A 25,068-nucleotide genomic window follows, 5' to 3' on the forward strand; every position below is an offset into this window, starting at 1 on the left:
AAGTGAATCGGAAATGAAGCGGCGTCCGTCAGTAGTTTAGAAAGAAGGTGAGGACAACGATGGATATCGAAAATATTATTGCAGAGCACGGTGATTATTTACTAAAGGTTGCTTATTTATATGTGAAAAATGAAGCAACAGCTGAGGACATTGTGCAAGATGTGTTTATCGCCTTTTATCAAAAGCAGGAGCAATTTCGTCAAGAAGCATCATTACGTACATATTTAGTGAAAATGACGGTCAATCGAAGCCATGATTATTTGCGCAGCTGGAAAAGTAAACGATTGACACTCTTTGAAAAAATAACAGGACGTACGACAGCAGTCACGCCTGAAAAAGAATATCTTGCTAAATCCACAAAACGAGAGCTAGTAGAAGCTTTGTTTACATTATCTGTGGCCTATAGGGAAGTACTGATTCTCTATTATTTTGAGGATATGACGACAGTTGAAATTGCACAGCTCGTATGTTGTCCAGAAGCAACAATACGTACAAGATTACAGCGTGCTAGAAAGCAACTTGCAACAGCAATCGGTGATTATGATTGGGAGGTGTTACGCCATGAATCAATTTAAAGAAGATATGCTAAAAGAGCTTCATGAAGTAAAGCTTACAGATGAAAAAAAACAGGCTATTGCTCAGAAAGCACGTAGTAAAACGAAACAAAGAAGAAGCAGTCCGTGGCAATATCGTGTGGTGCTTGCGACGTTTACGATGTTGGCCATTGGTTTTAGTTATTTATTATCGCAGAATAAACATTCAAGTAGTCATCAGGCAGCTAGTGTACAGCAAGAAGCGGATACATGGAGCCTATGGACAATTTTACAAAACGAATTTGTAAAAGGTATATTGCTTTTTAGCTTCTTGATAGGGATTGCTTTGATTGTGAAAGGTGTGTTAATCAAGAAAGGCTATGGCCTACCGGTGTGCATTGAGTGTGGGGAAACTTGGTCAGAGAAGCAAGCTCGAAAAATGTACCGGAAAAATGGACAAATCGAATGTCCTTATTGTGGGAAAAAACAATATCGCACAAAAAAATCAATGAAAATGGGTGGTATTTTAACGTTCCCGATTCCACTTATGGTATTTATGCATATGATTTTTAATAATATTTCTATTGGGACTATTTTCTTTATGGCGGGTGTTCTTATTTATTATCGACTACTAGCACCATATGTATTTGATTTACAAGAAGATGATCCTATCAACGATCCGCTTTGGTAATTTGTATAGAGAAATTGCTAGTTCACTATAGTAATTTCTTTTTTATTAGATTAGATTGCCAACGGGTGAGAGGATACAATATTCGCTACGGTTTTGGCTATAAGGCACTTCTTTAAATGAATACCGATATGAAAAGCCCCTCCTATATCACTCGGCTAACGAGTGATTAGGAGGGGCTTTAATTATTCCTATTTTTAACCACATTCGCGAAACGTTTAGCGGTTATTTCTCATGCAAATTAAACTTTCTGCTTGTCAATCTCTTGGTCCTTGTCCTGGTCCTGAGCAGGTTGCTCCGATTGCTCTACTTGTGTCGGTAGTTCTTCCGAATGTTCAGGTTGCTCTTTCTTCAATCCCATTCTTTTACGAATAAAGCCCCAAATCGCACCGACAGCCAGCACAATTATGATCCCGAACTTCTTCAATAGAGGGAGGAGTACAGCAAAAAAGCCCGCTTTTTTGGCAACTGCTAGACCCGCACCTCCAAGAATTAATCCTGTTAAGCCGAAATCAGCTACCTTATCGGTTTTTTTGTCAAAATCCTCATAGCGCTGACCCTTCTTTAAGTTAAACTGCGACAGGATCTTGTTGTTAAACACTATACGATCTGCCTGCAAATTTGCCGGATCTGAGACTAGTATCGCCGAGATATAGCCTTCACGGGATAGAATTCGCACATTGTAGTTAATAACACCATTGTTCTGATTATCATGGGCTAATAAAGACCACGACAAACTATGTAATTGGTTGTCGTAGAATGGAGCAACATCCCATTTGTCAACGAATAACTGATTTTCAGGGCTTAACTCCTTATTCATTTCTTCAGTACCTTCTTTGTAGCTTTCCAACAAGGCATCAGCATCGATTTCCGCTTTTTCGTCGTCTTCTATATATCCAGATTCGTCATATTCGAAATAAACGGCCCAAGTCTGAGTTTCATCCTTTGGAAAAACCACGCCGATTTCTGACCCGCTCGGCTCCATTCCGCCCTGCGTTAGGTACTTTTTCGTATCTTCGGCATTCAGAAAAATAAAATCACTGTCTAACTCCAGTTCCGCTAAATTTGTCCCCACGTCAACTTTCTGTCCACCTTCGACCCAATTTAGCTCTTCTTCGGCGAATGCGGGAACCGCACACACCATCATAATTAAAGTCATAGCAGTTACTGATTTTAATAGTCTTGCAATTAACGATTTCAAAATATCTTCCTCCCAAAAATCACATGTTCTTATGCTGCGGACGACTTGTCCTTCTTTCCTTTAAATAAATGAATGCATACTAGGACGGCGCCTATACCTGCAAGAGCAATTTCGACATAGGTTTCGCCTCCGCCAAAAATGTCGTTAAAAACGGTAAATAATTTGAATTGTAGACCGAATTGCGGCAGAATAAATGCCCCTAAACCTAAAATTAAAAGAATGATTCCAGTGCGTAACATAACTTGCCTCCTTAATAATGGAAAAATACTTAAGTATGTTACCATATAAACCAAAATGTTACAACGCGCATTCTTCCAACTATAAGTATGCAGGCACAATTACTACCACTTGCTTGCACACGATTGGAGACTGAGATACCTATCCTTCATTTTCAAAATACGGGTCTTTTTCCGAATGATTTTTATCCGAATTGACTAATTATAGTCAAAAAACCAATATTAATTGTAGAATGTTAACGAATCGTACATTCAATAACATATGTGACTAATTATATTTACGCATTTTTTAATAAGCATTTTTGGATTTTGATTTTAGTTTGTGTGATATTCTTATCAAATAGTTCCTGATTTATTTAAATTACATGAAGACATATGATAAGAAATTGCTAGTTTACTATAGTGATTTCTTTTTTTATAGCAATTTTTCGAAATAGATTGACAACAGTTTTCATTTGCTTTATGTTTGTGTTAACTTATTTTCATCTATAGTTAACGCACAAGGGGAGGAAATTTAGTTTGAAAAAGAGTAGTACATATAATTATGTGTTAGCGGCATTTGGTGCAGCGATTATTGCTGTTCTTGCACAAGTAACGATACCGTTACCACTTATTCCAATAACAGGACAAACATTAGCAGTAGGATTAGTCGTAACGATTTTAGGAACAAAACTTGGAACGTTGTCAGTATTGATATATATTTTGCTTGGAGCGGCAGGTATTCCAGTATTTAGTGGTATGTCAGGAGGATTTGCGATTTTAGTTGGCCCTACAGGTGGCTATATTGTCGGATTCCTTGTCACAGCAATCATTATGGGCTTATATTTAGATAAATTCGGAGTTACAATTTTCCATGCTATTACTTCGAACATCATTGGGATGGTTGTGACATTGGCATTTGGAACGACTTGGTTAAAAATCGTTGGAGATTTAACTTGGACAGCTGCATTTATGGGTGGTGCGGCACCGTTTATTATAGTAGGTATTGTGAAAGCCATTATGGCAGGATGGTTTGGCGTAATTGTTCGTCGTCGCCTAGAGCGAGCACATTTAATTTCTTTCAACGTGGTCCAAACTCGTGCTGAACAGAGGAACTCAGTCTAAGAACGCCACGTCCTGTGGCAATTTATCTGTGTGAAAGCGAAGCGACAGCGACACACGACTGAGTGACCAACATCACGTTGGCCCAATGCCTTCGGTCGCAATTATACCGAAGCATAATTGATTAGAACTGATTGCATAGGAGGAATTGTTTTGGCAACGTTATGGACAGGTGGAAAAATTTACACGATGGCACAAGTTGGCGAAACAGTTGAAGCAGTCCTAGTTAAAGAAGGAAAAATTGTGGCGACAGGCTCAGTAGAGAGCTTGTCGCCACAAGCTACTTCTATTAAACATTTACAAGGGAATGTGATGTATCCAGGCTTTGTCGATAGTCATTTACATATTATTGGATACGGGGAAAAATTAAAGCATATTGATGTATCGAACGTCAGAAGTAAGGATGAGCTACTGGCCATTATTCGTGAAAGGATGCTGGAAGTTCCCGCAGATCAATGGGTAATTGCGATAGGACTTAATGAGACACAGTTTGAAGTTCCTATTTTCCCAACATTATCGGAACTCGATGCTTTAGGGGAAGCACATTTAATAATTAAGCGTAGTTGCCATCATTTAATTTTGGCAAATTCCAAGGCAATGGCATTTGCAGGAATAACAAACGACACACCATCACCAGAAGGTGGCGTCATTGAAAAAGTAGATGGTCAGCTAACAGGTGTCTTAAAGGATGCAGCATTGTATATGATTGTTAACCATATGCCCCATATTACGCCTGAATATATCGAGGATGCGCTTGAGAAGGCGGTAATATCCTTGCAATCATATGGCTTAGTGGGTGGTCATTCTGAAGATTTAAGCTATTACGGGCCACCGATTCAACCAATAAATGCTTTTCGAAAGATTGTCGAGGCAAGGCAATCGTTTAAAGTTCATTTATTACAGCACCACACAGTATTTAAGGAAGTAACTAAGATGGAAGAAACATCTTCTCCGTATTTAGAGTTTGGTGCAATGAAGATCTTTATCGATGGTGCCTTTGGAGGACGTACTGCAGCCTTACGAGAACCATACTGTGATGAGCCAGGCAATTACGGTATGCTTGTCCATTCAACAGAACAATTAGAGCAATATGTTCAACTTGCACGACAGCATGGACAAACAGTGGCCGTGCATGCCATTGGGGATTTAGCCATCGAAACAATTTTAAACGTATTTGCTACCTATCCGCCCCAAGAAGGTCAATTAGATCGTGTTATTCATTGTAGCTTAGTGGATGAAGGGATAGTAGAAAAACTTGCTGCGTTGCCAGTCGCTGTGGATATGCAGCCGCAATTTGTGCAGGGCGAGTATACGGCAGAACTAGCTAGGCTAGGGGAGGAACGAACAAAAGGCTTGCACCCATTAAAATCACTACTTGCTAGCGGATTAGTCGTTGCAGGTGGCAGTGATGCCCCGATTGAAGTACCAAACCCCTTACACGGAATATACGCGGCAGTCACAAGACGGAATTTTGGAGAATCTCATAACGGCTACGGACCAGAGGAGAAAATATCACGTTTTGAGGCAGTACAACTCTATACTGTAGGAGCTGCACAAATAATAGCCCAAGACGATATTCGAGGTAAGATTGAAAAAGGCTATACAGCAGATTTCACTATATTAGAAGAGGATCTTTTTACGATAGCTATTGAAAATATTCCACAAGTAAAAGTGGTATATACGGTTGTGGATGGCTGTATCGTTTATGAAAAACGCTGTAAAGGATAAACTTTACAGCGTTTTTTCATTTAACAAATATTTTTTTAAGCGCTATTGTTTTTCTGATAAGTTTTCCACTCGATGCTCTAACGCTTTCACCCGTGTTGTTAAATCGTCCACTTTTTGTTGAAGTGTTTCTTCAGGAGGTAGAGGAGCTGTCGATTTCATTTTTTTAATCATATTAATCATCACGAAAAATATGGCGAGGAAACATACAAGAAGTACAGTTGTACTAATAAGATCTCTAAAGTTAAAAATCGTATGTATCATAATTATTAGCCCCCTTAAATTGTATCGATTTTATTATTTACTGAGTGACATACAAAAAAGTTTCAAAAAAATTTTTAGACACTACTATAAATACAGAAATCTTATCATTTTTACTCGCATATTATATGGGACAAATTGTATTTCAAGAGCTCAAGTAATTTAACATAAATGGCTTTACATATCCTGTAAGGAAGAGTTTATAAAAATCGTAAAGATGCTTAAGATAGGGGATACGATAGGTATGACTGGGGTGAGTAAATGCACAAAACAGGACAAGTGATGCGCCAAGCCGTCTACAATATTTATAAGTATCGCTTTGATTATATACAAGTTTTCGCACTGATTAAATTATTTCAGTTTTTATTAATTGTTCCAGTAACAGCTATCGTATTTAAGCTAATGCTACGAGTTACCGGGTACACACAAATAACTGAGCAAAATATTCAAAGTTTTGTGGGGCATCCCTTTGTCATCTTGATGATCATTCTTTTGATAATGCTCATTTTGCTATTTATTTATTATGAAATGGGCTTTCTTTTTATAATGGCCTTTCATCAACAAAGAGGTACTCGCTATCGATTTCAACACATGTGGCAGCAACTCAATCGTAAGATGCTTTCCTTTTTTAGTATTCAAGTCATTTTTTTAATTATTTATATTGCACTTTTATTGCCATTAACTTCATTGATACTTCCGCTAACATTCACACAAACCTTTTCCCTTCCACATATTTTGACAGATGATATCATGAGCAGTCGTTCTGGTCGTTTATTCTATGCGGCTATAACAATATTTTTAGTTATAGTAGGGATACGTAGCATTTTGACAATGCCGATTTTTACAATCCAGCCAAAAATATCATTACTTCGTTCATTCATACAAAGCTGGCGCTTTTCAAAGCGCGGCTTGTTGGGCCTCCTTGGATTAATATTCATGCTTATTATAGTTCATTTACTTGTGATGCTTGGCATTACGATAATAAGTACTTTTCCATTATATTTGTTGGAGCGTTTGATTCCGAGCACCGCACTTGTAACAGCAGCGATTACTCTTGCTTTTTTAGAAATGGTGTTTGGAGTGTTATTTAGTTTACTGCAAGCAATGATTTCACAAGTAATGGTGGCGATTACCTATAAAACGCCTATTTTAGGTAGATCACGATTTACACCGAAATTTAGAAAAAGAAACTATAAGCCGTTAACTTTCATCATTTTGGTTGTTTTCATCGCATTAAGTGTGATGAATGGTATTTCATTAGAGAAAAGTGTCTATGCACAAGATACAAAAATTATTGCACATCGGGGCTACACGAAGGGAAATGTGGAAAATACGATCAGCGGCCTTGTCAGTGCAGCAAGTTCGGGTGCAGATTTAATCGAGATCGATATTCAACAAACCGTTGATGGACAATTCGTAGTATTTCATGATCAAACATTAAGAAGACTCACAGGTAAAAATGGTGTTATCGCCAATATGACGCTCGGTGAATTGAAGACGTTAACAATTCATGCTAATGGCTTTAACGACAAAATTTCTTCATTGGATGATTTTATTGAAATAGCAAAAGCCCTAAATGTATCCTTACTAATTGAACTAAAAGTACATGGTAAAGAAACAGAAGACGTATTGCCCAAGTTAGTAAAAAAACTAAAAGCTTACAAAGTCCTTGATAAGTATTATGTGCAATCTTCAGATCCACAAATGATGTCACAAATAAAAAAATTGGCACCGAACTTACGTGTTGGAGTTGTCTATGCATTAAATATCGGGCCGATGGATGAAACCGTTGATTTCATTTCACTAGAGGAAGCATGGGTAACAGACCAGCTAATCTCAGAGATGAAGCAGCAAAAAATTGACTTGTTCGTATGGACATTGAATAATAATCGGTCATTACATGATTTTATTCGGAAAAATGTCAATGGAGTCATAACCGATCTCCCCGATATGGCTTTGGATATACGAACAAAGCAAAATGAACGTGAATACTTTTTACAGCGAATACTCAACCTACTTCAATTCATGTATTAAATCTGTATGGAATGCGTGTAATACTAGATTAAAAGAAATACCCGCGGAGGGAAGAATACCGCGAAAGGAAGGCGAATATCCGCGCGAGGGGGAAATACCCGCGGAAGGAAAGCGAATACCCGCGGAAGGGGAGCAAATACCCGCGCGAGGGAAGAATACCCGCGGAAGGAAGGCGAATACCCGCGCGAGGGAAGAATACCCGCGGAAGGGGAGCGAATATCCGCGGAAGGAAATACCCGCGGAAGAAAGGCGAATACCCGCGCGAGGGGGAAATACCTGCGGAAGAAGAAAAATACCCGCGCGAAGCAAGGAAATATCCGCAAATCAATACAAACAATATAAGTAAAAGCCGAGATTCTTCGTTGTAAAAGAATCTCGGCTTTTTTAGCGTTCCTCTAAAAAAGTTGGCAAGGCTGTAACCTTTTTCTTTTATAATCGACTACTTCTATGAATTCGTGAAATGAAGGAGATGCTTTTTTATGAAAATGAAGAAAGTCGTACCATTTGCCATGTCAGCATTATTAATCGGGGGCGCTGTAGTAGCTCCAACCGCATCAGCAAACGAAGGAGAAGCAGTTGTGACGAATGCTACTGATAATAAGGAGCAAAATCCAGAAGTTCAACCAACTTTTATTAAAATAGCTGGAACAATTGAGAGTGTTGAAAAGCGTGAGGATGCAACCTATTACACTGTGAAAGAGAACGAAAATACAAATGTTTTTGTCGTAAATGACGAGACACTAGTTTTCGATAATATAGGTAAAGAAGTTAAACTACAAAAGGGTGATCAAGTAACAGCTTACACGTATGCAAATAAGCCAATGCTTATGATCTATCCACCACAATATAACCCAGAAGTAATTATTGTTGAAACAAAAGAAATGGGAATTGTAGAAGTAGATTATTTCAATAAAGAGTTGGTGAATACTGATAACACGTTAAAGCTAAATGTTGGCAAAGAAACAGAATTACTTAGCCTATCTGGTAAAAAAGTAAAAGCTAAAGATTTAGCAGAGCAACATTTACTAGTGTTCTACACAATTACAACAATGAGTATTCCAGCACAAACTCCACCTTCAAAAGTTGTCGTTTTAGATACGATTGCACAGGAACAAGGTGAAGTAGATCCGTCAAAAGCTGCTGTACAAGAAATTATTAACAATGACTTTTATGAGGTTGAAGGTACTAAAATGGTACCATTACGTTTAATTGCCGAAGAGTTAGGCTTTAAAGTAGAATCAACAGGAAAAGGCGCTATTATCTCTAAAGGCGCAGTATCTTATACAATTACACGTGGTCAAAAAGAATATGGCTATAATAAAGCACTTCGTTATTTTAAGGTAGCACCAGCTTTATTAGAACCAGCGAAAACATATGTACCAGTTGAATTTGTCGAAGAATTAATGGAATAAAATGTTGTATTACCCCCTTCATGGCATCGTGCTGTGGAGGGGGGTTTATTTTAACTTAGTATATGCTTTAGAAAGGATGCGGCTCATCGGACGCTCTCAAGAAAGTATATAGTCGGAACGGAAATCAGCCACACGCTATGGTGATGCGCTATTCATCCCTCATAATTCTCTTTAAATGGAAAATAAATTTATGTACAATTAGATAATTAAAGTCAGATTCTAAAGGAGCACTATATGAAGCAGGCATTAATTATCGTGGATATGCAGGAAGCATTCTTTTTGGATAGTGAAAACTATTTATTTGATTATGAAAAAGTGTTAGATAATATTAATATGTTAATAACTTGGGGACGTAATAGTGAAGTTCCTATTATTTTCATCCAACATACGGATTCAAATAAGGATGACGAATTTGCATTTGGTAAGCCAGGCTGGGATCTATATCATGGGCTTCTGCGACAAACTGAAGATAAAGTGATTCAAAAAACAACTTGGGATGCATTCTATCAAACGGAATTAGCGCAATACTTACAAGAACAACAAATTGAGCAGCTTATTTTCGCTGGTGCTCAAACAGAATTTTGCCTTGATACGACCATTCGCAATGCTTACAGCCATGGATACCATCATAATATTTTAGTTGAAGGTGCACATACCACACTACATAGTCGTGTATTAAATGCAGAGCAAATTATTAAGCACCACGAGTCCGTATGGCACAATCGATTCGTGAAAATTCAGCCAATTACTTTTTTTAAAACTACGTAAAAGAGGTTTCAATAATGCTCATAAACAGTCAAAAATTTATTGTCAATGAACTTCATTATATTATTAGATCTGCCAATCTCGAAGATGCCCAAGCATTATCAGCTTTAAGGCTACAACTTGATGGAGAAACGGAAAACTTCGATAGAGAACAAGGGGAAGGCTTTATCGATACGATAGGTTTTGAAGCGATTATTAAGGAAGACACTGAAAGTCCAAGAAATTTGTGTTTAGTGGCAGTAGTCGATAATCGCATTGTCGGATTTTCAAGATGTGCGGGATCACCATTAAAAAGAATTGCTCATAAAGTAGAATTTGGTGTAGGTGTATTGAAGGAGTTTTGGCGCTATGGAATAGGCAAAAATTTTTTAAATATTTCGATAGAATGGGCTGACGCTAATGATATTAAAAAAATGTCTTTACATGTTATAGAGACAAATGACAAAGCAATTTTGCTCTATAAGAAACTTGGCTTTGAAGTTGAAGGCGTTTTAAAAAATGATAAACTCCTTTCAGATGGCAACTATTATAATACGATTGTCATGGGAAGAATTAAGGCATAATTATACTATAAACTCAGCTAAGCAAATAGGTGCTTAGCTGTTTTTTTTTACAACAAAAACAATTTGCTATGGCAAGATGAAAGGCAGTCTAAATGGTGGTCTTCAGAAGAGAACTAAAAATAGTTTGATTAGCATAAATAATACTTAGAGTAGAAAACATTATATATTTTTTGCTGAAAATAACTTATCTATAAAAATGCCGTTATTTACAATCACTTCACTGAATTTTCTGATTATAATTAAAGAGAACAAATTATAAGGGGTTGATACAATGTCAGTAAAGGTTAATCCAAACGTTGAGCTAAGCCACCCATTATCACCATTATCTGAAATAGAAATTGAAAAAGCTGTTCAAATAGTCAAGGAACAGCAACAGTTGTCTGAACATGTACGATTTATGTCGGTGATGTTACATGAACCTAAAAAATCAGAAGTACTAAATTACAAACCAGGTAATACTGTAGATCGCCGAGTATTTTTAGTGATTTTAGATGATAAAGAATTGAAAACATTTGAAGCAGTTGTAAATTTAACTTCAGAAAAAGTTGATTCCTACGAATATATTCCTGGTGTACAACCAAATGTAGCCTTAGAGGAGTTTGAGCAATGTGAAGAATTAGTAAAGAGCCACCCTGATTTTGTAGCAGCTTTACAGAAACGTGGCATTGACAATCCTGATTTAATTATGGTGGATCCGTGGTCAGCAGGGAATTTTGGTGTTCAGGAACATGAAGGTAAACGTTTACTTCGTGCGATTTGTTGGCAAAAACAATCACTAGAAGATAACGGATATGCTTACCCTTTAACAGGTATTGTAACGTATGTAGACCTAAACAAAATGGAAGTTTACAAAGTAGAAGATCACGGGGTACGTCCAATTCCAACGACATCAGGTAATTACCATCCTGAAGTTGATGAATCAATAGTGTTTAGAAATGACTTAAAACCATTGGAAATCATTCAACCTGAAGGTCCAAGCTTTACAATTGAAGGTAATTTGATCAAATGGCAAAAGTGGAGTTTCCGCTATGGATTTACACCACGTGAAGGCCTTGTATTATACACAATTAATTACCATGACAAAGGCAAGGATCGTCCGGTTCTTTATCGTGCAGCTTTATCAGAAATGGTTGTCCCTTATGGTGAACCAACATTTTCGCATAACACACAAAATGCCTTTGATGCTGGTGAATATGGAATGGGTCAATTAGCCAATTCGTTAGAGCTTGGTTGCGACTGCTTAGGCGAAATTCAATACTTTGATGGCGTTGTAGCTGATGTTAAAGGAAATGCGCGCACGATCAAAAATGCGATTTGCTTACACGAAGAAGATTACGGGATTGGTTGGAAACATACAGATTGGCGTACAGGCCATGTAGAGGTAAGGCGTTCACGTCGACTAGTGATTTCATTCTTCTGTACAGTTGGAAATTATGATTACGGCTTCTATTGGAGTTTCTACCAAGACGGTACGATTGAAGCTGAAGTCAAGCTAACAGGTATTTTAAGCACTGGTACATGTGAAAATGGCATCCAAACGAAATATGGATCTGAGATTTCTCCAGGATTAAACGCATCACATCATCAACACTTCTTTAATTTCCGACTTGATACGATGTTAGACGGTGAAAATAATTCAGTAGTTGAAACAGAAACAGTATCAGAAACATTGGGGGAACACAATCCGAATAGTAATGGTTTCTATCCTCTTTCACGTATCTTTAAAACGGAGAAGGAAGCGTTACGTAATTTAGATTTAAAAACACAGCGTACTTGGAAAATTATTAATAAAAACTCACTTAATCGAGTGAATCAACCTGTTGGATATAAAATTTTGCCTGGTGAAAACTGCTTCCCATTTGCTCATGAAGAATCAAGTGTTATGAAACGTGCTGGTTTCCTTAAACACCATTTACACGTTACGCAATTTGATGAAAATGAAAAATATGCAACAGGTATGTATCCAAATCAACATGCTGGAGGAGATGGACTTCCAAAATACGTTGAGAAAAACCGTTCAATTGATGATGAAGATATCGTCGTTTGGTACACAATGGGCCATCATCATATTCCGCGCCCTGAAGATTGGCCTGTAATGCCAACTGCATATATCAACTTCCAATTAAAACCGGTTGGATTCTTTGATCGAAACCCGGCAATAGACGTTCCTAGACCGGACAAGAAGTGTCACACAACTTCGTCTTGTCATATACAATAAAACTCTTAAAGGAGTGTTTATATGCTACCATTCCTAAGCATGTTGGTGATTGTTACTTTTACGGTAATCACGAACCGTTTACTAAAGCAGCGTTTTGCTGATCAGGCATGGCCAAGTGCTGTATAATGCTGATTTCTATGACAATGAGTACTGCTGTTGGGATGAATATGGCTACCTGGCTTCCCGATATGGTACTAGGTGCAATAGCATCTATTATTATTTCTATTGCTTTAGGCTATTTGCTGTCAATAGGCTTACCAATGCATCTATTCATGGAAAGTGTAGCATCTAGTTTTATGGGAGCAATGATGGGCGCGATGCTAACATTAATGACTACCCAATATTTAACGTTAAGCATTATTTTCTTTACAATGATGTTTATTGTAAGTGCTATCATTTCTATCGGTGTATGGAATCGTGAGATGTTTCCTATCTTTATAAAAGCCATTCCAAAGCATATTTACATTGTGGCTGGTTTAATGATTTGTGTATTAGTAGTAAGTAGTTTTGATATTCAAAAAGAGGTACCTGTAAAAGAAGAACAGCAGCATCATAATCATCATTAAAGGGGTCGATAATTATGGTAAAGGTAAATGTTAAACCGAATATTGAAGAATCTGGCATTCAATTCAAAAAGAAATATGACAATTTTATCGGTGGTGAATGGGTAGCGCCTGTAAATGGAGAGTATTTCGATAATAGTACGCCTATCACGAAAGAAGTATTTACACGTGTAGCTCGATCATCAAAAGAAGATGTAGAGTTAGCATTAGATGCCGCTCATGAAGCCCAAAAAACTTGGGGGAAAACACCCGTAGCAGAACGGGCACGTATTTTACTAGCCATTGCTGATCGTATGGAAGAAAACCTTGAAAAAATTGCAAAGGTAGAAACTTGGGATAATGGGAAAGCGATTCGTGAAACTATGTATGCTGATATTCCATTGGCAATTGATAATTTCCGCTATTTTGCAAGTGCCATTCGCGCCCAACAAGGGCAAATGACACCTTTTGATGAGGATACGGTAGCTTATCATTACCAAGAACCTATTGGTGTAGTAGGCCAAATCATCCCATGGAACTTTCCTATTCTAATGGCGGCTTGGAAATTGGCGCCAGCACTTGCTGCTGGAAATAGTGTTGTATTAAAATTAGCAGAACAAACGCCGGTATCATTCTTATACGTAGTTGAGCTTATTCAAGACCTATTACCAAAAGGTGTACTAAATATCATTAATGGTTTTGGTGTAGAGGCTGGGAAAGAGTTAGCTTCAAGTCCACGTATTGCGAAAGTGGCCTTTACGGGTTCTACAGCTGTCGGCAAACTAATTATGAAATATGCATCTGAGAATCTAATCCCTGTTACACTAGAGTTAGGTGGAAAATCTCCTAATATCTTCTTTGAAGATGTCATGGATGCTGATGACGGATATCTAGATAAGGCGATTGAAGGATTAGTTATGTTTGCTTTAAATCAAGGTGAAGTTTGCACTTGTCCATCTAGAGCCTTGATCCATGAGTCTATTTATGATCGTTTCATGGAAAAAGCTATTGAACGAGTAAAGCAAATTAAAGTTGGTGATCCATTCGATCTTGAAACAATGATGGGTGCACAGGCTTCAGAAGAACAACATAAAAAAATTATTTCTTATTTTGGAATTGCCAAACAAGATGGCGCAGAATGTTTAATCGGTGGCGCCGAAAATCGCCTTGATAATTTAGATGGGTATTTTATTAAACCAACTATTTTTAAAGGCAATAACAAAATGCGTATTTTCCAAGAAGAAATTTTCGGTCCTGTATTGGCAGTGACTACGTTTAAAACCTTCGAGGAGGCAATTGAAATTGCAAATGATACTATGTATGGGTTAGGGGCAGCTGTATGGTCACGTAATACAAACGTTACCTATAAAGCAAGTCGAGAGATCCAAGCGGGACGTGTTTTTATAAATACGTATCATCAATACCCTGCTGGTGCAGCATTTGGAGGCTACAAAAAGTCAGGCTTCGGTCGAGAAAATCATTTAAAAGCTTTAGAATCGTATCAATCGACTAAATGTGTTTTAGCTAGTTACAATGAACAGGCGCAAGGATTCTTTTAATTTTACCTAAGAGTGAAGTGAGGGGGCGGCTTATTGAGTAGCTATTATCCAATACAACCTGAATTGGTCCAAAAAACGTATTCTTATAGAGAACTGACTCCAAACAGTAAGTTAAACCAGGATATACTATTTTATTATGAGTTTGAACCAATAGACAGTAATAGTGATATTCATGTCATTCCTGATGCTTGCCAAGATTTAATGTTTTACATGGGAAAAGATCAAAAGGTTGTCTTAGGGAATACCCCGACTACACGTGAAATTTATTCATTTACCCCAAAAGGTAAATATTTTGGTGTTCGTCTAAATCCAAAACAAACAGTTATTCAATACAATTGCGCATTAAAACAAATTATTCAACAACCGTTTGTTAATGTTGAATTAGGCTGCACACTAGACTCTAAATTTATAAAAGCTGTTTTTGAAGCAGGAGATTTCGAACAAAGAGTGCAGATTTGTAATGAGTATTTTGGCTCTCGGAAAAAGGAAAAAAGCTTGGGTGATGAAATATTCGCTACTTGTTTTGATTCTATTATTGAAAATTATGGACTGTTCTTACCAGATGTAATTCAACATAAAACAGGTTATTCTGAGCGATATATCCGAGACCTTTTCTACAAAAAAACAGGTTTTGGACCAAAAAAATTAAGCAAATTCATACGTATCCAACTCTTACTTCAACATTTTTCTTTTGAAGAGACACCTGTAAACATTGACCAATATGGTTACTATGATCCTTCACATTATTACAAAGAATTTAAAAGCTTACTTGTCATAACACCTGCTGAATATATAAAAGAATTTTTAGGTTGGAAAAATCTAAAACGAAAGTTACTATCTTATTAGCCCCTCCAAGCTTTCACTCTTTCTTATAAAAAACAACTTTGTGATTTGACCCAAAACATATTTAGTTAAGTAACTTCTAAGACCTGAGTTCGGTACTCCACCGGGCGTAGGTCTTTTTTTAGTTTTTGTTTGTGAATGTAATAGTGAAAATACAACCCCATATTTGGAGATGAACAAAACAAATGACCTTACATAATATAAAAATAAGAACTATTTATCTTTATTCAAATAAACACCTACTGAATAGAGGAACTCAGTCTAAGAACACCACGTCCTGTGGCAATTTATCTGTGCGAAATATCGGAGCGACAGCAACAAATGTTTTCTGTGCGAAAGCGGAGCGACAGCAACAAATGTTTTCTGTGCGAAAGCGAAGCGACAGCAACAATTACGGCAAGGCGAAATGATAAAAAAAGGAGGATGTATTATTTCTATAGTAAAAGTAAAAACCGGTACCCTTCCTAGCGGAGGAATACAAGACGGCTTGGAAGATGTTGTTTGGGACATTGATCGTTGGGAAAATGACGGCGGTAGAAGTATTGGCACGAGGCGGGGGTTTGGATAAGTGCCCTATATTAAATGTTGATGAAGTGGGAGGCAAGCTTGTCTCCCATTAAATATTTAGAAGGACAAGTTTCTAAAAATATTTCTATTGCCTGCCACAATCTTATGTGTGGGGCTTTTTTCAGCATGATTAAGCCTAATCCATTTCTCTGCTTTTTCATTTGGTTTACCTTCAGTTTTACAAAATTAATAAACTTGTAAGGATTGAGTAAGAAAAAAGAGACAAACGATGCGTACAATTAAAGTACGAACTGAAAGGGACTGATCTAAATGATAAAAAATAGAGGAACCGATCTTATAGCTAAAAATTTTACTGAAGAAGATATTCCATTACTTAAACAAAAGTTACGTGAAATCTGTGCACAGAGTTGGAAAGCGAAAGGGTACAAATTAACTAGCATTGCTACTCTAACTAAAGAGGTTGGCATATCAACGGAAACTTTTTTTAGGCTATATAAATCAAAAGAAGAGCTATTCCTTGAGGTGCTATCAATGATTCAAAATCAATTGAAAAAACAATGGTACTCTATGGTACAAAGTAACTCCGGTATTGAAGGGTTTAAAAAAGCTATGAACTGGCTTTTTGAAGAGTATGTAAAGCATCCTACATTATATAATTTCAATAATCCAGATTATCAATTGTTTATTATAGGGCTATCTAAAGGGGAAATTGAAGATCTAATAGAAAATGATAAGCATTTTTTTGATGAAGTTTTAGAGCATTTAAATTTAAAAATGAGAATCCCAAAAGAAAAAGCATACGGAATTTTAAGTACATTATTATATACTGCAGCGATGAAAAAAGATTCAATTTATAACAAATGCGAAATATTCAACTTTCTACTTGAGAACTCTCTATATCAAATTTTTGCAAGTTCATCTTCTTTAGCAAGCAAAAATGCAATGAAGAATCATGGTATCAATTAGCAAAACAAGGTTAAGATTGGAGGAGATACTATGGAAAATTTAATATTCAGCTACCTATCAATTGGACTTGCACTTGTTGTATTTATTATTGGATGGTATTATATTTTAAAAAAGAGAAAATATGGCATATATGTATTAGCTTCTAGCTTTTTGCTGTTAGTTAATCCAGCTATTAATATTTTATTAAAATAAATCTAACGGAGGTAAATTAAAATGATTAAACAATTAGATGCTGCTTTGAATAAGGTGAATAAGATGGTTGGGGTAAATGTGAAAACGCCAAAAGTAACAAAATCTAGATTGAAATATAGTAGGTATTTAACAACGGTTATAGGAGTAGGAGGATTAACATGGGGGATTATGAGTTCTTCGAAGTCGTTAATAGTTCTAGGAACAATAGGTATTTTAAGTGCTATTGCAACATCTATTGAAATTAGAAAAATTTAGAATGCTAAACTGCGCCAGATCAAGAGGAATAATAAACATGTATGAAGCGGCTTGAGACCTGAATTCTATAGGACTCAAGTCGTTTACTCATTTCTGGTAGCGATAGTGATTTTGGGAATGGATATAGTCATTAATCGCATAAAATGGCTTCTTGAGCTTTGTTTGTAAAGGGATTTCAATAAAAGCATAATTCTTTGAACGAAAAATTGAAACTTTTTTCCTTTTTTGTCGTATTTATTAAGAGGAATAGTAGGAGGTGAAATTTTGGAAGAAAAAGTACAGGGAAAACTAAAAAATGAGTTAATCGAATGGATAAAGGCGATTGGTTTCGCTATATTGGTGGCGTTTGTTATCAAACAGTTTTTATTTACGCCAGTACTCGTAAAAGGTGCTTCAATGATGCCGACACTGGAAGACAAAGACCGTGTTATTATTAACAAAATCGGTCCGAAATTTAAGTCGCTTGATCGATTTGACGTTGTTGTTGTTGAACATGTTCTTCTAAACAAAAACGAAGAAAAAAATATTATTAAACGCATTATAGGCCTACCAGGAGATAAAATCGAGTATAAGGATGATCAATTATACATAAACGGAGAGAAGGTCAGTGAACCTTATTTAGACCAATTCAAGAAGGAATTAAAAGGTTCTGGATCACTCACTTATGATTTTACGCTAGACCAACTTTTAGGTGAAACTACAGTACCTGAAGGACATTACTTTGTATTAGGTGATAATCGTCCTGTAAGTAATGATAGTAGAAATCCTGAGGTAGGATTCATCCCTAAAGATAAAATAATGGGTACAACAAGTATCGTCTGTTGGCCGCTTAAGCATATTGACCTTAACTTTAACTAGAATTGAACAAGACTTATCAAACATGACCACTCCAATGAGTGGTTATTTGTATTGTCTTTGCTAAATCAACCTCTGCAGAAAACAGACACACAAAATGTAAAACGTTAAATAAAACCTTCATTGAAAAGAAATGGCATAGCAAATTGAACTTTAAATATGCTATGCCATTTAAATTTATCTATCCTTTATTATTTCAAATCTATATTTCCAGACTTCGTTACAATTTGCATCTTATGATCACCACTACCTGAAATACCTTGCAACTCCTTTTTTGTCTTTGAATTGCCGTTTAAAGTTAAGTCAATTGATTGTCTACCACTGTTTGTCTTGATATCTAATTGTAAATTAGGCTGCTCTTCATCAAAATCCACTGATACTTTACCACTTGTCGTTGTTATCTTTACATCATTGTTCAATTCTATAAAATGAAGTTTAACATTACCGCTACTTGAGCGTATTTCGATGTCATTTTGAATTAATTCCTTTCCGATGATATTACCAGAAGATCCATCAAGAATTAATTTACCTTTGAATTGCATAGGTACTTTAACTTCTAAAGTCGGTTTTTTACTAAGATTAAATAATCGTGTAATATCAGTATCCAATTTAATTGATATCTGTTTTGAAGATTTCTCTACTATTGCACCCGGTCCGTCATCATTAACCGTCAAATTTGCTTCTATTTCATTTGTTTCACTTGGAGAAAATACAACATCAGTACTTGCAAAATTTATCAAAATCTCCTCAATATTTTCTACAGATTCTTTATTGACGACGACTTCTTCCTCCCTTGACGAACATCCTGCAAGCATAATTAGTACTAAAAATAAACGAATGGTTGTTTGTTTCATCATTTTCCACCCCCCTTAAAATTGATTTTATTAGATGACGTAAGGTCATTTTCAAATTTTATACAACAGAATGTGACTTGAAAGTGACGTTACGTCATCTTTTATACTGTTAGTAGAGCTCTTACTTTAAATTAACTTAAAAGGAGAATCCTGTTATGAAGAAAGACGATATTATTATTTATGCTTGCGTTATTATTGGAGCAGGAGTCGGTTTATTGATTGATAATGCTATTCCGGGGGTATTAATCGGCTTAGGAATTGGTTACCTATTAAAAACTATGTTTTTTAATAAAACAAATGAATAAGAAAGTAGGGATATTAACTTGTTTCATATTAACGAATTTAAAAAACTGAGTGGTGTATCTGTTAGAACCTTTAGATATTATGACAAAATTGGCCTTCTGAAACCTGTCTCAAAAACGGAAGGAGGTCATCGATTATACTCATACTCTGAGTTAAAAAAACTTCAGCAAATACAATTTTTAAAAACTATAGGATTTCAATTAAGTGAGATCAAAATGATGTTAGAGTCCGAAGAATGGGATTGGTCGAATAGTTTAATGAAACAACTATCTTATGTTATTAGTGAACAGGACCGTCTTTCAAAGATAGAAATTAGTTTAAGGGGACTAATAAACGGTATAACGATTGATGGGGAAGAATTTAGGATTAAAAAAATTATGGATTTATATAATAATCAGGATTCTAAAGAAGTATTAAAAAATAATCGAGATACATTAAATTTTAAAAACATGGAAGCGCTAGAAAAACTTCCGAAAATGGGTAGTAGCGATCCAGACTCTTTAGAGTGGATTGCTTTAGTAGGGCAATTAAAAAAACATATACACCTTGGTTATAGTAATACACGAATACAAAATATTATTAAGAGAATGGATGTAAAAAAAGGTGAAGACTTTAATGACGAAGATGCTTTTTTAGATAAGCTTTGGGACATTAGAATGTCACCTGAGGAATCCGAAAAATATAATTTATATCCAATGGATCAGGAAATCCTTAACTTTATGGAAAAGGCTTATATATATTATCTCGAAAATAATAGTGTACCTGGAATGTCATTTACTGAATTACAAGAAGCAGCCGCATTAGCGGATATTTTAAAAAATGGAGTTGAATAAAGATGAAATTTGGAAAAACGTTAGAACAAGTAATTGCTACAAATTTAAAAAATGGTGTGTTGGATATACATCCTTTAAAAGCAAGTATTGAAAATATCGTAGTTGCACATATTCAAAGCGCAGAGGAGTCACAACGAAAGGCCTTGAATGCTCAAAATGAAGCAGAACAAGCACTTTCTAATTTCTTTCAAGAAGAGCAACTAATCAAAGAGCAAGCGCAGCGTAGCATCCAACAAAAAATGCAAGAAATATTTGAATTGAAGCGTCAGCAAGAAATCAAAGCAAGGGAATTAGCGAAGGCTGAATTATCGGGCGATCTTAACAAGGTAGAACAATTAAAGTACGCAGTTAAAGAATTAACTGATCAATTGACTAATGAGCAAGCTTTATTACAAGGATATGATATTTCTCAAGAAGGATATTTATCATATGACCAACGTCAGGAATTGAAACAATTAATCACAGCTTATGAGAATCATTATCCCACAACATATTCAGATTTACGGAATCTTAAAGGGTCATTGGATAAACTGATTGACTTTTTACAAGATCAATCGGAGCGGTTACGGGTCCAACAATTCCAGCACACTATCCGTGATAAAAAAGCGCAAGATACTGAACGAATTTGTACACCTGAAGAAATGTTAAAAGAAGATATACTCGGCTACTGTAAAAAAGCTCAAAATAACGTTAATCTAACAGAAATGTATATGAAGTGGTTAGATGTACGTGCAGACATATCTTTTAATGAATTTACGAGTCAACAAATTGAAGCGAAAAAAGAGAGTATTCGTAAATTTCATGAGGAAGAGGCCCAACGAGAGTATGACCGTAAACAATCCATGTACGAAAGGAACACAAGAGCTACGGAAAGTGCTGAACAAAGAAGAAATCAAAAGATATAAAATTCTTCCAAGTATGTGATTGCTGGTGAATAATAATTCTGATTAGCTTGCACTGGCCACTCTTTATGAGTGGTCTTTTCAAATGGTTAAGTGTGCCAAGGTTTATAAATGAAGTTTATATATGGGTTTTTAATGAGCAAGAAGCCCGTACAACGTTTTTAATGATGAAAAGGTATAAAATATAAGCTTAATTGTCAAAAAGGCTGAAATGAAGCTCAAAACAGGTAAAAATAAATGTAGATATTCAAGTACCAGCTTCAATTGTTAGTTTTAAATACAACATGTATGTAGGTACTACACGACTTGATTGAGTAACTACACAGATGACGAAAAGAAAGTGCTTCATGAAATCTATCGTATAGCATCTAAGAAATTTCATCCAGATGTGTCTGGGGATGATGGAAGACAAATGAAGTTTCTGACTAAATTAAAAGAGCAATGGAATCTGTGAAAATGACGGACCTAATTGTATTTAATCATATAATTATCAATGACCAGCAAAGCTAATTTAGCTGAGCTGGTCATAATAAAATAATTAAAACTTGAATTTGAATTTACTATTAGATTCAGGGATTCTAATCATTAAATATTCATTACTATGACCCTGTTTTCCATAATTTTTAAACTTGTACTGTTCATAGTATTTCACTAAGCTTTCAGTTTCAGTATAAAGTACAAGTGGAAGTTGTATATCTCTAGACAATTTAATGAATTCGCTGATTATTTTGGAGCCTGAACCTTTAATTTTTGAATGTAATTGTACAATTTCTATAGCTTCTTTGTATATTTTTAACAGTCTCTCTGTGGCTTCTGTTAAAGTGGAGCAATATCTAAAATAAACCATACTTCCAAAATCTCTATTTGTTAAAGTAAAGACGCCACCTGAAATTGGTACTGACTGCAGATAATATTCTTTTTCTGACATTTGAATTGCCCATTTTACAAAAGATGCTACTTTTTTATTTATGACTGCTTTATTTTTCGTTATGTCTTCTTTTAATTGCCGACTATAAATAGGTGCATTTTCTCTAACAAATTTCATGTAATTCTGATCTTCTGTCAATTGTATAAAAACCTGATGTTCTTTATCTATTTTAGCCATTATTAAATAAATACCTCCCTAATGTTTTCAAAATTTTAAACAACTTAAAAGTGGTAAAAATAACCTTATGTATTAACCGGATGCTTTTACTTCATCATTTACCATTTTAGGTAAATGGGAGTAAAAAGTACATGCAAAAAAACAGACAACTGTGATTAGTTATCTGTCTCATCAATAGTCTTTGATTGATTGGCTTTTTCAATTACCTCCTCAAAGGCTGCTTTAATTTTCCTCGAGCGTATAATCAGCTTCCAGTAATTCTTGGGTTGTTTGTTCTAATTTGTTCATTTTGATGTCCTCATTTAAATTTTATCTATCACGAACATTAATAATATTGAAACTAGTTAGAAATATCAAAAGAGCCGTGTTTATAGAGGTATATAGCAAGGCTATAGAGCATTTAGCATAAATCATCATTTATAGAAGAAACAGTGCATAGAATGCGCTCTGTGCCGTTGTATAACGCGTGTCGATCGTACACAAATAAATAGTAGACCTAATTCAGAAAATTGGATGAAATGGTAATTATTGATGCGAATATTAAATGTGTATATAATTATTGAAAACAATTCTTTTTAGGAGGCTTTTCATGAAACTTGAAATTTCACATGATAACAATAAAATTTGTTTTAAAAATAGTGAGATAGGTTTCTATGGATATACTACATTTAACCAAGATTTATTCGAAAAAATAAATTCAGTAGGTTGGAGTGTTAATGATAAAAAATTTTTAAATAAAGAAAAAACTTATATAAAAACAGGATCGAAAAAATTAGGGAAATACCAATATCTGCATCAAATTGTTATGATTCATTGGTATGGTCTTGATAAATTCGAAGAGGCTAATCGCAAAAAGTTTATTGTAGAACATCATGATAATGATGGTTTTAATTGTCTCATAGAAAATTTATCGTTTGCGCCGGACAATGTGAATAAAGCAAAGGGATTAACATACGATCAAGAGAGACCTAATGCGTTACCAATTGTTGCTATTAATTTTTTCAAAGACTTTGATACGAAAAAATATCAAATTACTTTAGGCTTTAATATAGATTTTAGTATTAGGGAAGACGGCAAATTAAAATCAATTACGGCTTTATATTTAGTGTATGAAGACGATTTTAGGATAGTTATTAATGATGCTTCAAACTTACTTTATAATTTAATAGAATATAAAGAGTTTGATTTAAGTAAATTGCAATTAATTGATTACAAGTATACAGAGACAATTTATACTCAAAAATATGAGGATATGCCTCCTCTCATCGAAGTTGATGGGGAAATGGCGCTTGTACTAGATGAAAGGACAAGGTTAGTTTCAGTTGCACCAGACTCAGAATTGTACAAATGAAGAATAGTGATGGAAAAAGATCATTCCGTGATGAAAGGCAATAAAATAGTTTTTTTAAACACTTATCTCGGTAGGTGTTTTTTTAATTGTTAGATATTGATATATAATAATAGTAAGTGGATAGGGAGGGATATAAATGAATTATTCTCATTTTATTAATGTCACAAAAAAAGTGTATCAACTCGCTTGTAATAGACAGACCAGTAACAGTGTTGAAGCTATTCAACAATTAGAAAATTATATGTATCAACTAACATTTGATGAAATAAAGTTTATTCAAACAATAATGTATTTAGGAAGAGATACAACAGATGAAGAACGTTTGAAATATTCTAATAGGGAATTATTTGAGAGCCAAAAACGTTATCTTGAAAGGAAATCTTGGAGTAAAAGAGAGCTAGAAGCTGATCATATTATCGCAAAAACCCCTTTAGATGAGTATCTTCAAAAAGGCTTAGAAATAGTAAAAAATCTTGATACTCAATTAAGTTGTGATAATAACAATTTAAACATTGAAAATGAACAAACACATGTAAAAAACCAAAAGGAGGCTAATTTTATGTCACAATACTATAAAATCGAAGTGGTTAGTGCGAGATTTGTAAACTCATATTTAGAAAAAGGATGGGTACTCATAGATACAACTAGGGAATTATCAAGTTATGGAGAGATATCCGTTTCATATCATATGGGATACCCTATTAATTCTTATATCGCTGATTTAAAGGGGATAATAGATAAATATGAGGAATTAGAATTATTTGAAGAACTTAAGAAGCGACTGTGTGAAAAAGAAGGATTAGATCCACAAGGTTTAAGGGAAGAATCGTTTTATTTGGGGAATCACCCCAAAAATGAAACAGTAAATTTTTTAAATAATTATGTAAATGTATTAAAGAATAAAAATGGCAACTATATATATGTTGATCCTTCAAGCGAGAAAAAAGAAGAATCTAACATCAAAGAAACTGCTGTAACAGTAGATGAAGATGATTTACCATTCTAAATCTAAAGCTGCATCTAACATGGTGTAGCTTTTTATTATGTGTTTGTAATTAAAGAAAAATGTTTTTATGTATTTTGTTAATTAAACCGTATGACAATGCTTTTTCCTTTAGCATTGCCACCTTCTTAACTAGAAGAAGATTTTTTCAAGTACAAAGAAAACCAAAAGTAATTCAGAACAAGTGAGCTTTAATTCAACTTTCATATTCTCACCACCTTTTTATTCAGTTAAAAACTA

The 25,068-nt window shown here is 35.1% G+C and carries 27 protein-coding genes; 21 read left to right on the plus strand and 6 right to left on the minus strand.

What is annotated here, in order from left to right; translation table 11 throughout:
* Window positions 1-59 precede the first annotated feature (59 nt).
* Complete coding sequence (locus B1B04_RS05245) at window positions 60-575, plus strand: sigma-70 family RNA polymerase sigma factor (protein WP_079560250.1); 516 nt, start codon at window positions 60-62, stop codon at window positions 573-575.
* Complete coding sequence (locus B1B04_RS05250) at window positions 562-1,224, plus strand: TIGR04104 family putative zinc finger protein (protein WP_079560251.1); 663 nt, start codon at window positions 562-564, stop codon at window positions 1,222-1,224. Before B1B04_RS05245 ends, B1B04_RS05250 begins: the two co-directional genes overlap by 14 nt.
* Window positions 1,225-1,462: 238 nt before the next feature.
* On the opposite strand, the gene B1B04_RS05255 is transcribed toward B1B04_RS05250, so the two are convergent.
* Together B1B04_RS05255 and B1B04_RS05260 are read right to left on the minus strand one after the other, a co-directional pair.
* Window positions 1,463-2,422: a DUF2167 domain-containing protein gene (locus B1B04_RS05255; protein WP_094075070.1), complete on the minus strand. Its 960-nt coding sequence runs from the start codon at window positions 2,420-2,422 to the stop codon at window positions 1,463-1,465.
* A gap of 29 nt (window positions 2,423-2,451) precedes the next feature.
* Window positions 2,452-2,661 carry a hypothetical protein gene (locus B1B04_RS05260; RefSeq protein ID WP_079560252.1) on the minus strand — a complete coding sequence of 70 codons (210 nt, stop codon included), beginning with the start codon at window positions 2,659-2,661 and terminating at the stop codon, window positions 2,452-2,454.
* Between the two features lie 516 nt (window positions 2,662-3,177).
* Between B1B04_RS05260 and B1B04_RS05265 the strand changes: the two genes are divergently transcribed.
* Both B1B04_RS05265 and B1B04_RS05270 read left to right on the plus strand, forming a co-directional pair.
* The gene (locus B1B04_RS05265; RefSeq protein WP_079560253.1) at window positions 3,178-3,762 is read left to right on the plus strand and encodes a biotin transporter BioY; all 585 of its coding nucleotides are present in this window, start codon (window positions 3,178-3,180) and stop codon (window positions 3,760-3,762) included.
* Between the two features lie 150 nt (window positions 3,763-3,912).
* Window positions 3,913-5,487: an amidohydrolase gene (locus B1B04_RS05270; RefSeq protein WP_079560254.1), complete on the plus strand. Its 1,575-nt coding sequence runs from the start codon at window positions 3,913-3,915 to the stop codon at window positions 5,485-5,487.
* A gap of 42 nt (window positions 5,488-5,529) precedes the next feature.
* Here the strand turns inward: B1B04_RS05270 and B1B04_RS05275 are convergent, their stop codons facing one another.
* The gene (locus B1B04_RS05275; RefSeq protein WP_079560255.1) at window positions 5,530-5,748 is read right to left on the minus strand and encodes a hypothetical protein; all 219 of its coding nucleotides are present in this window, start codon (window positions 5,746-5,748) and stop codon (window positions 5,530-5,532) included.
* A 258-nt stretch (window positions 5,749-6,006) separates the two neighbouring features.
* On the opposite strand from B1B04_RS05275, the gene B1B04_RS05280 reads away from it, so the two are divergent.
* The 8 genes from B1B04_RS05280 (at window position 6,007) to B1B04_RS05315 (ending at window position 15,684) form a co-directional block, all read left to right on the plus strand.
* A complete protein-coding gene (locus B1B04_RS05280; RefSeq protein ID WP_079560256.1) occupies window positions 6,007-7,779 on the plus strand; it encodes a glycerophosphoryl diester phosphodiesterase membrane domain-containing protein in 1,773 nt (590 codons plus the stop codon).
* A gap of 479 nt (window positions 7,780-8,258) precedes the next feature.
* A complete protein-coding gene (locus B1B04_RS05285) occupies window positions 8,259-9,191 on the plus strand; it encodes a stalk domain-containing protein (RefSeq protein WP_079560257.1) in 933 nt (310 codons plus the stop codon).
* 234 nt (window positions 9,192-9,425) lie between these two features.
* A complete protein-coding gene (locus B1B04_RS05290; protein ID WP_079560258.1) occupies window positions 9,426-9,959 on the plus strand; it encodes a cysteine hydrolase family protein in 534 nt (177 codons plus the stop codon).
* A gap of 14 nt (window positions 9,960-9,973) precedes the next feature.
* A complete protein-coding gene (locus B1B04_RS05295) occupies window positions 9,974-10,519 on the plus strand; it encodes a GNAT family N-acetyltransferase (RefSeq protein WP_079560259.1) in 546 nt (181 codons plus the stop codon).
* A 271-nt stretch (window positions 10,520-10,790) separates the two neighbouring features.
* Window positions 10,791-12,737, plus strand: a complete 1,947-nt coding sequence (locus tag B1B04_RS05300) for a primary-amine oxidase (protein ID WP_079560260.1) — start codon at window positions 10,791-10,793, stop codon at window positions 12,735-12,737.
* 125 nt (window positions 12,738-12,862) lie between these two features.
* Complete coding sequence (locus B1B04_RS05305) at window positions 12,863-13,303, plus strand: hypothetical protein (protein ID WP_079560261.1); 441 nt, start codon at window positions 12,863-12,865, stop codon at window positions 13,301-13,303.
* A gap of 14 nt (window positions 13,304-13,317) precedes the next feature.
* Window positions 13,318-14,838 (plus strand): aldehyde dehydrogenase family protein, encoded by a 1,521-nt coding sequence (locus B1B04_RS05310; RefSeq protein ID WP_079560262.1) that lies wholly within the window; start codon window positions 13,318-13,320, stop codon window positions 14,836-14,838.
* Between the two features lie 33 nt (window positions 14,839-14,871).
* Window positions 14,872-15,684, plus strand: coding sequence for a helix-turn-helix domain-containing protein (locus B1B04_RS05315; RefSeq protein ID WP_079560263.1), 813 nt, complete (start codon window positions 14,872-14,874; stop codon window positions 15,682-15,684).
* A 575-nt stretch (window positions 15,685-16,259) separates the two neighbouring features.
* Here the strand turns inward: B1B04_RS05315 and B1B04_RS25540 are convergent.
* Window positions 16,260-16,409 carry a hypothetical protein gene (locus B1B04_RS25540; protein ID WP_170938891.1) on the minus strand — a complete coding sequence of 50 codons (150 nt, stop codon included), beginning with the start codon at window positions 16,407-16,409 and terminating at the stop codon, window positions 16,260-16,262.
* Window positions 16,410-16,518: 109 nt separating this feature from the next.
* Here B1B04_RS25540 and B1B04_RS05325 point away from each other — a divergent pair, with 109 nt between their 5' ends.
* The 4 genes from B1B04_RS05325 (at window position 16,519) to lepB (ending at window position 18,480) form a co-directional block, all read left to right on the plus strand.
* On the plus strand, window positions 16,519-17,175 hold the full coding sequence (locus B1B04_RS05325) for a TetR/AcrR family transcriptional regulator (RefSeq protein ID WP_079560265.1): 657 nt from the start codon (window positions 16,519-16,521) through the stop codon (window positions 17,173-17,175).
* A 30-nt stretch (window positions 17,176-17,205) separates the two neighbouring features.
* Window positions 17,206-17,367 (plus strand): hypothetical protein, encoded by a 162-nt coding sequence (locus B1B04_RS25545; protein WP_170938892.1) that lies wholly within the window; start codon window positions 17,206-17,208, stop codon window positions 17,365-17,367.
* Between the two features lie 21 nt (window positions 17,368-17,388).
* Entirely contained in the window at window positions 17,389-17,622 is a 234-nt protein-coding gene (locus tag B1B04_RS05330) for a hypothetical protein (RefSeq protein ID WP_079560266.1), read from the plus strand.
* Between the two features lie 264 nt (window positions 17,623-17,886).
* Window positions 17,887-18,480 (plus strand): signal peptidase I, encoded by a 594-nt coding sequence (gene lepB, locus B1B04_RS05335; RefSeq protein ID WP_079560267.1) that lies wholly within the window; start codon window positions 17,887-17,889, stop codon window positions 18,478-18,480.
* A 188-nt stretch (window positions 18,481-18,668) separates the two neighbouring features.
* Here the strand turns inward: lepB and B1B04_RS05340 are convergent, their stop codons facing one another.
* A complete protein-coding gene (locus B1B04_RS05340) occupies window positions 18,669-19,334 on the minus strand; it encodes a DUF4097 family beta strand repeat-containing protein (protein WP_079560268.1) in 666 nt (221 codons plus the stop codon).
* Window positions 19,335-19,486: 152 nt separating this feature from the next.
* On the opposite strand from B1B04_RS05340, the gene B1B04_RS25550 reads away from it, so the two are divergent.
* From B1B04_RS25550 to B1B04_RS05350, 3 genes are read left to right on the plus strand one after another with little or no spacing between them, the layout of a single operon-like run.
* On the plus strand, window positions 19,487-19,636 hold the full coding sequence (locus B1B04_RS25550; protein ID WP_170938893.1) for a hypothetical protein: 150 nt from the start codon (window positions 19,487-19,489) through the stop codon (window positions 19,634-19,636).
* Window positions 19,637-19,654: 18 nt separating this feature from the next.
* The gene (locus B1B04_RS05345) at window positions 19,655-20,467 is read left to right on the plus strand and encodes a MerR family transcriptional regulator (protein WP_079560269.1); all 813 of its coding nucleotides are present in this window, start codon (window positions 19,655-19,657) and stop codon (window positions 20,465-20,467) included.
* Between the two features lie 2 nt (window positions 20,468-20,469).
* Window positions 20,470-21,372 carry a hypothetical protein gene (locus B1B04_RS05350; protein ID WP_079560270.1) on the plus strand — a complete coding sequence of 301 codons (903 nt, stop codon included), beginning with the start codon at window positions 20,470-20,472 and terminating at the stop codon, window positions 21,370-21,372.
* A 535-nt stretch (window positions 21,373-21,907) separates the two neighbouring features.
* Here the strand turns inward: B1B04_RS05350 and B1B04_RS05355 are convergent.
* Complete coding sequence (locus B1B04_RS05355) at window positions 21,908-22,474, minus strand: hypothetical protein (protein WP_079560271.1); 567 nt, start codon at window positions 22,472-22,474, stop codon at window positions 21,908-21,910.
* 589 nt (window positions 22,475-23,063) lie between these two features.
* On the opposite strand from B1B04_RS05355, the gene B1B04_RS05360 reads away from it, so the two are divergent.
* Window positions 23,064-23,825 (plus strand): hypothetical protein, encoded by a 762-nt coding sequence (locus B1B04_RS05360; protein WP_079560272.1) that lies wholly within the window; start codon window positions 23,064-23,066, stop codon window positions 23,823-23,825.
* Window positions 23,826-23,961: 136 nt separating this feature from the next.
* Window positions 23,962-24,831 (plus strand): DUF3775 domain-containing protein, encoded by an 870-nt coding sequence (locus tag B1B04_RS05365; protein ID WP_079560273.1) that lies wholly within the window; start codon window positions 23,962-23,964, stop codon window positions 24,829-24,831.
* Window positions 24,832-25,068 lie beyond the last annotated feature (237 nt).

The sequence above is a fragment of the Lysinibacillus sp. KCTC 33748 genome, from assembly GCF_002237755.1.
Classification (GTDB): domain Bacteria; phylum Bacillota; class Bacilli; order Bacillales_A; family Planococcaceae; genus Lysinibacillus.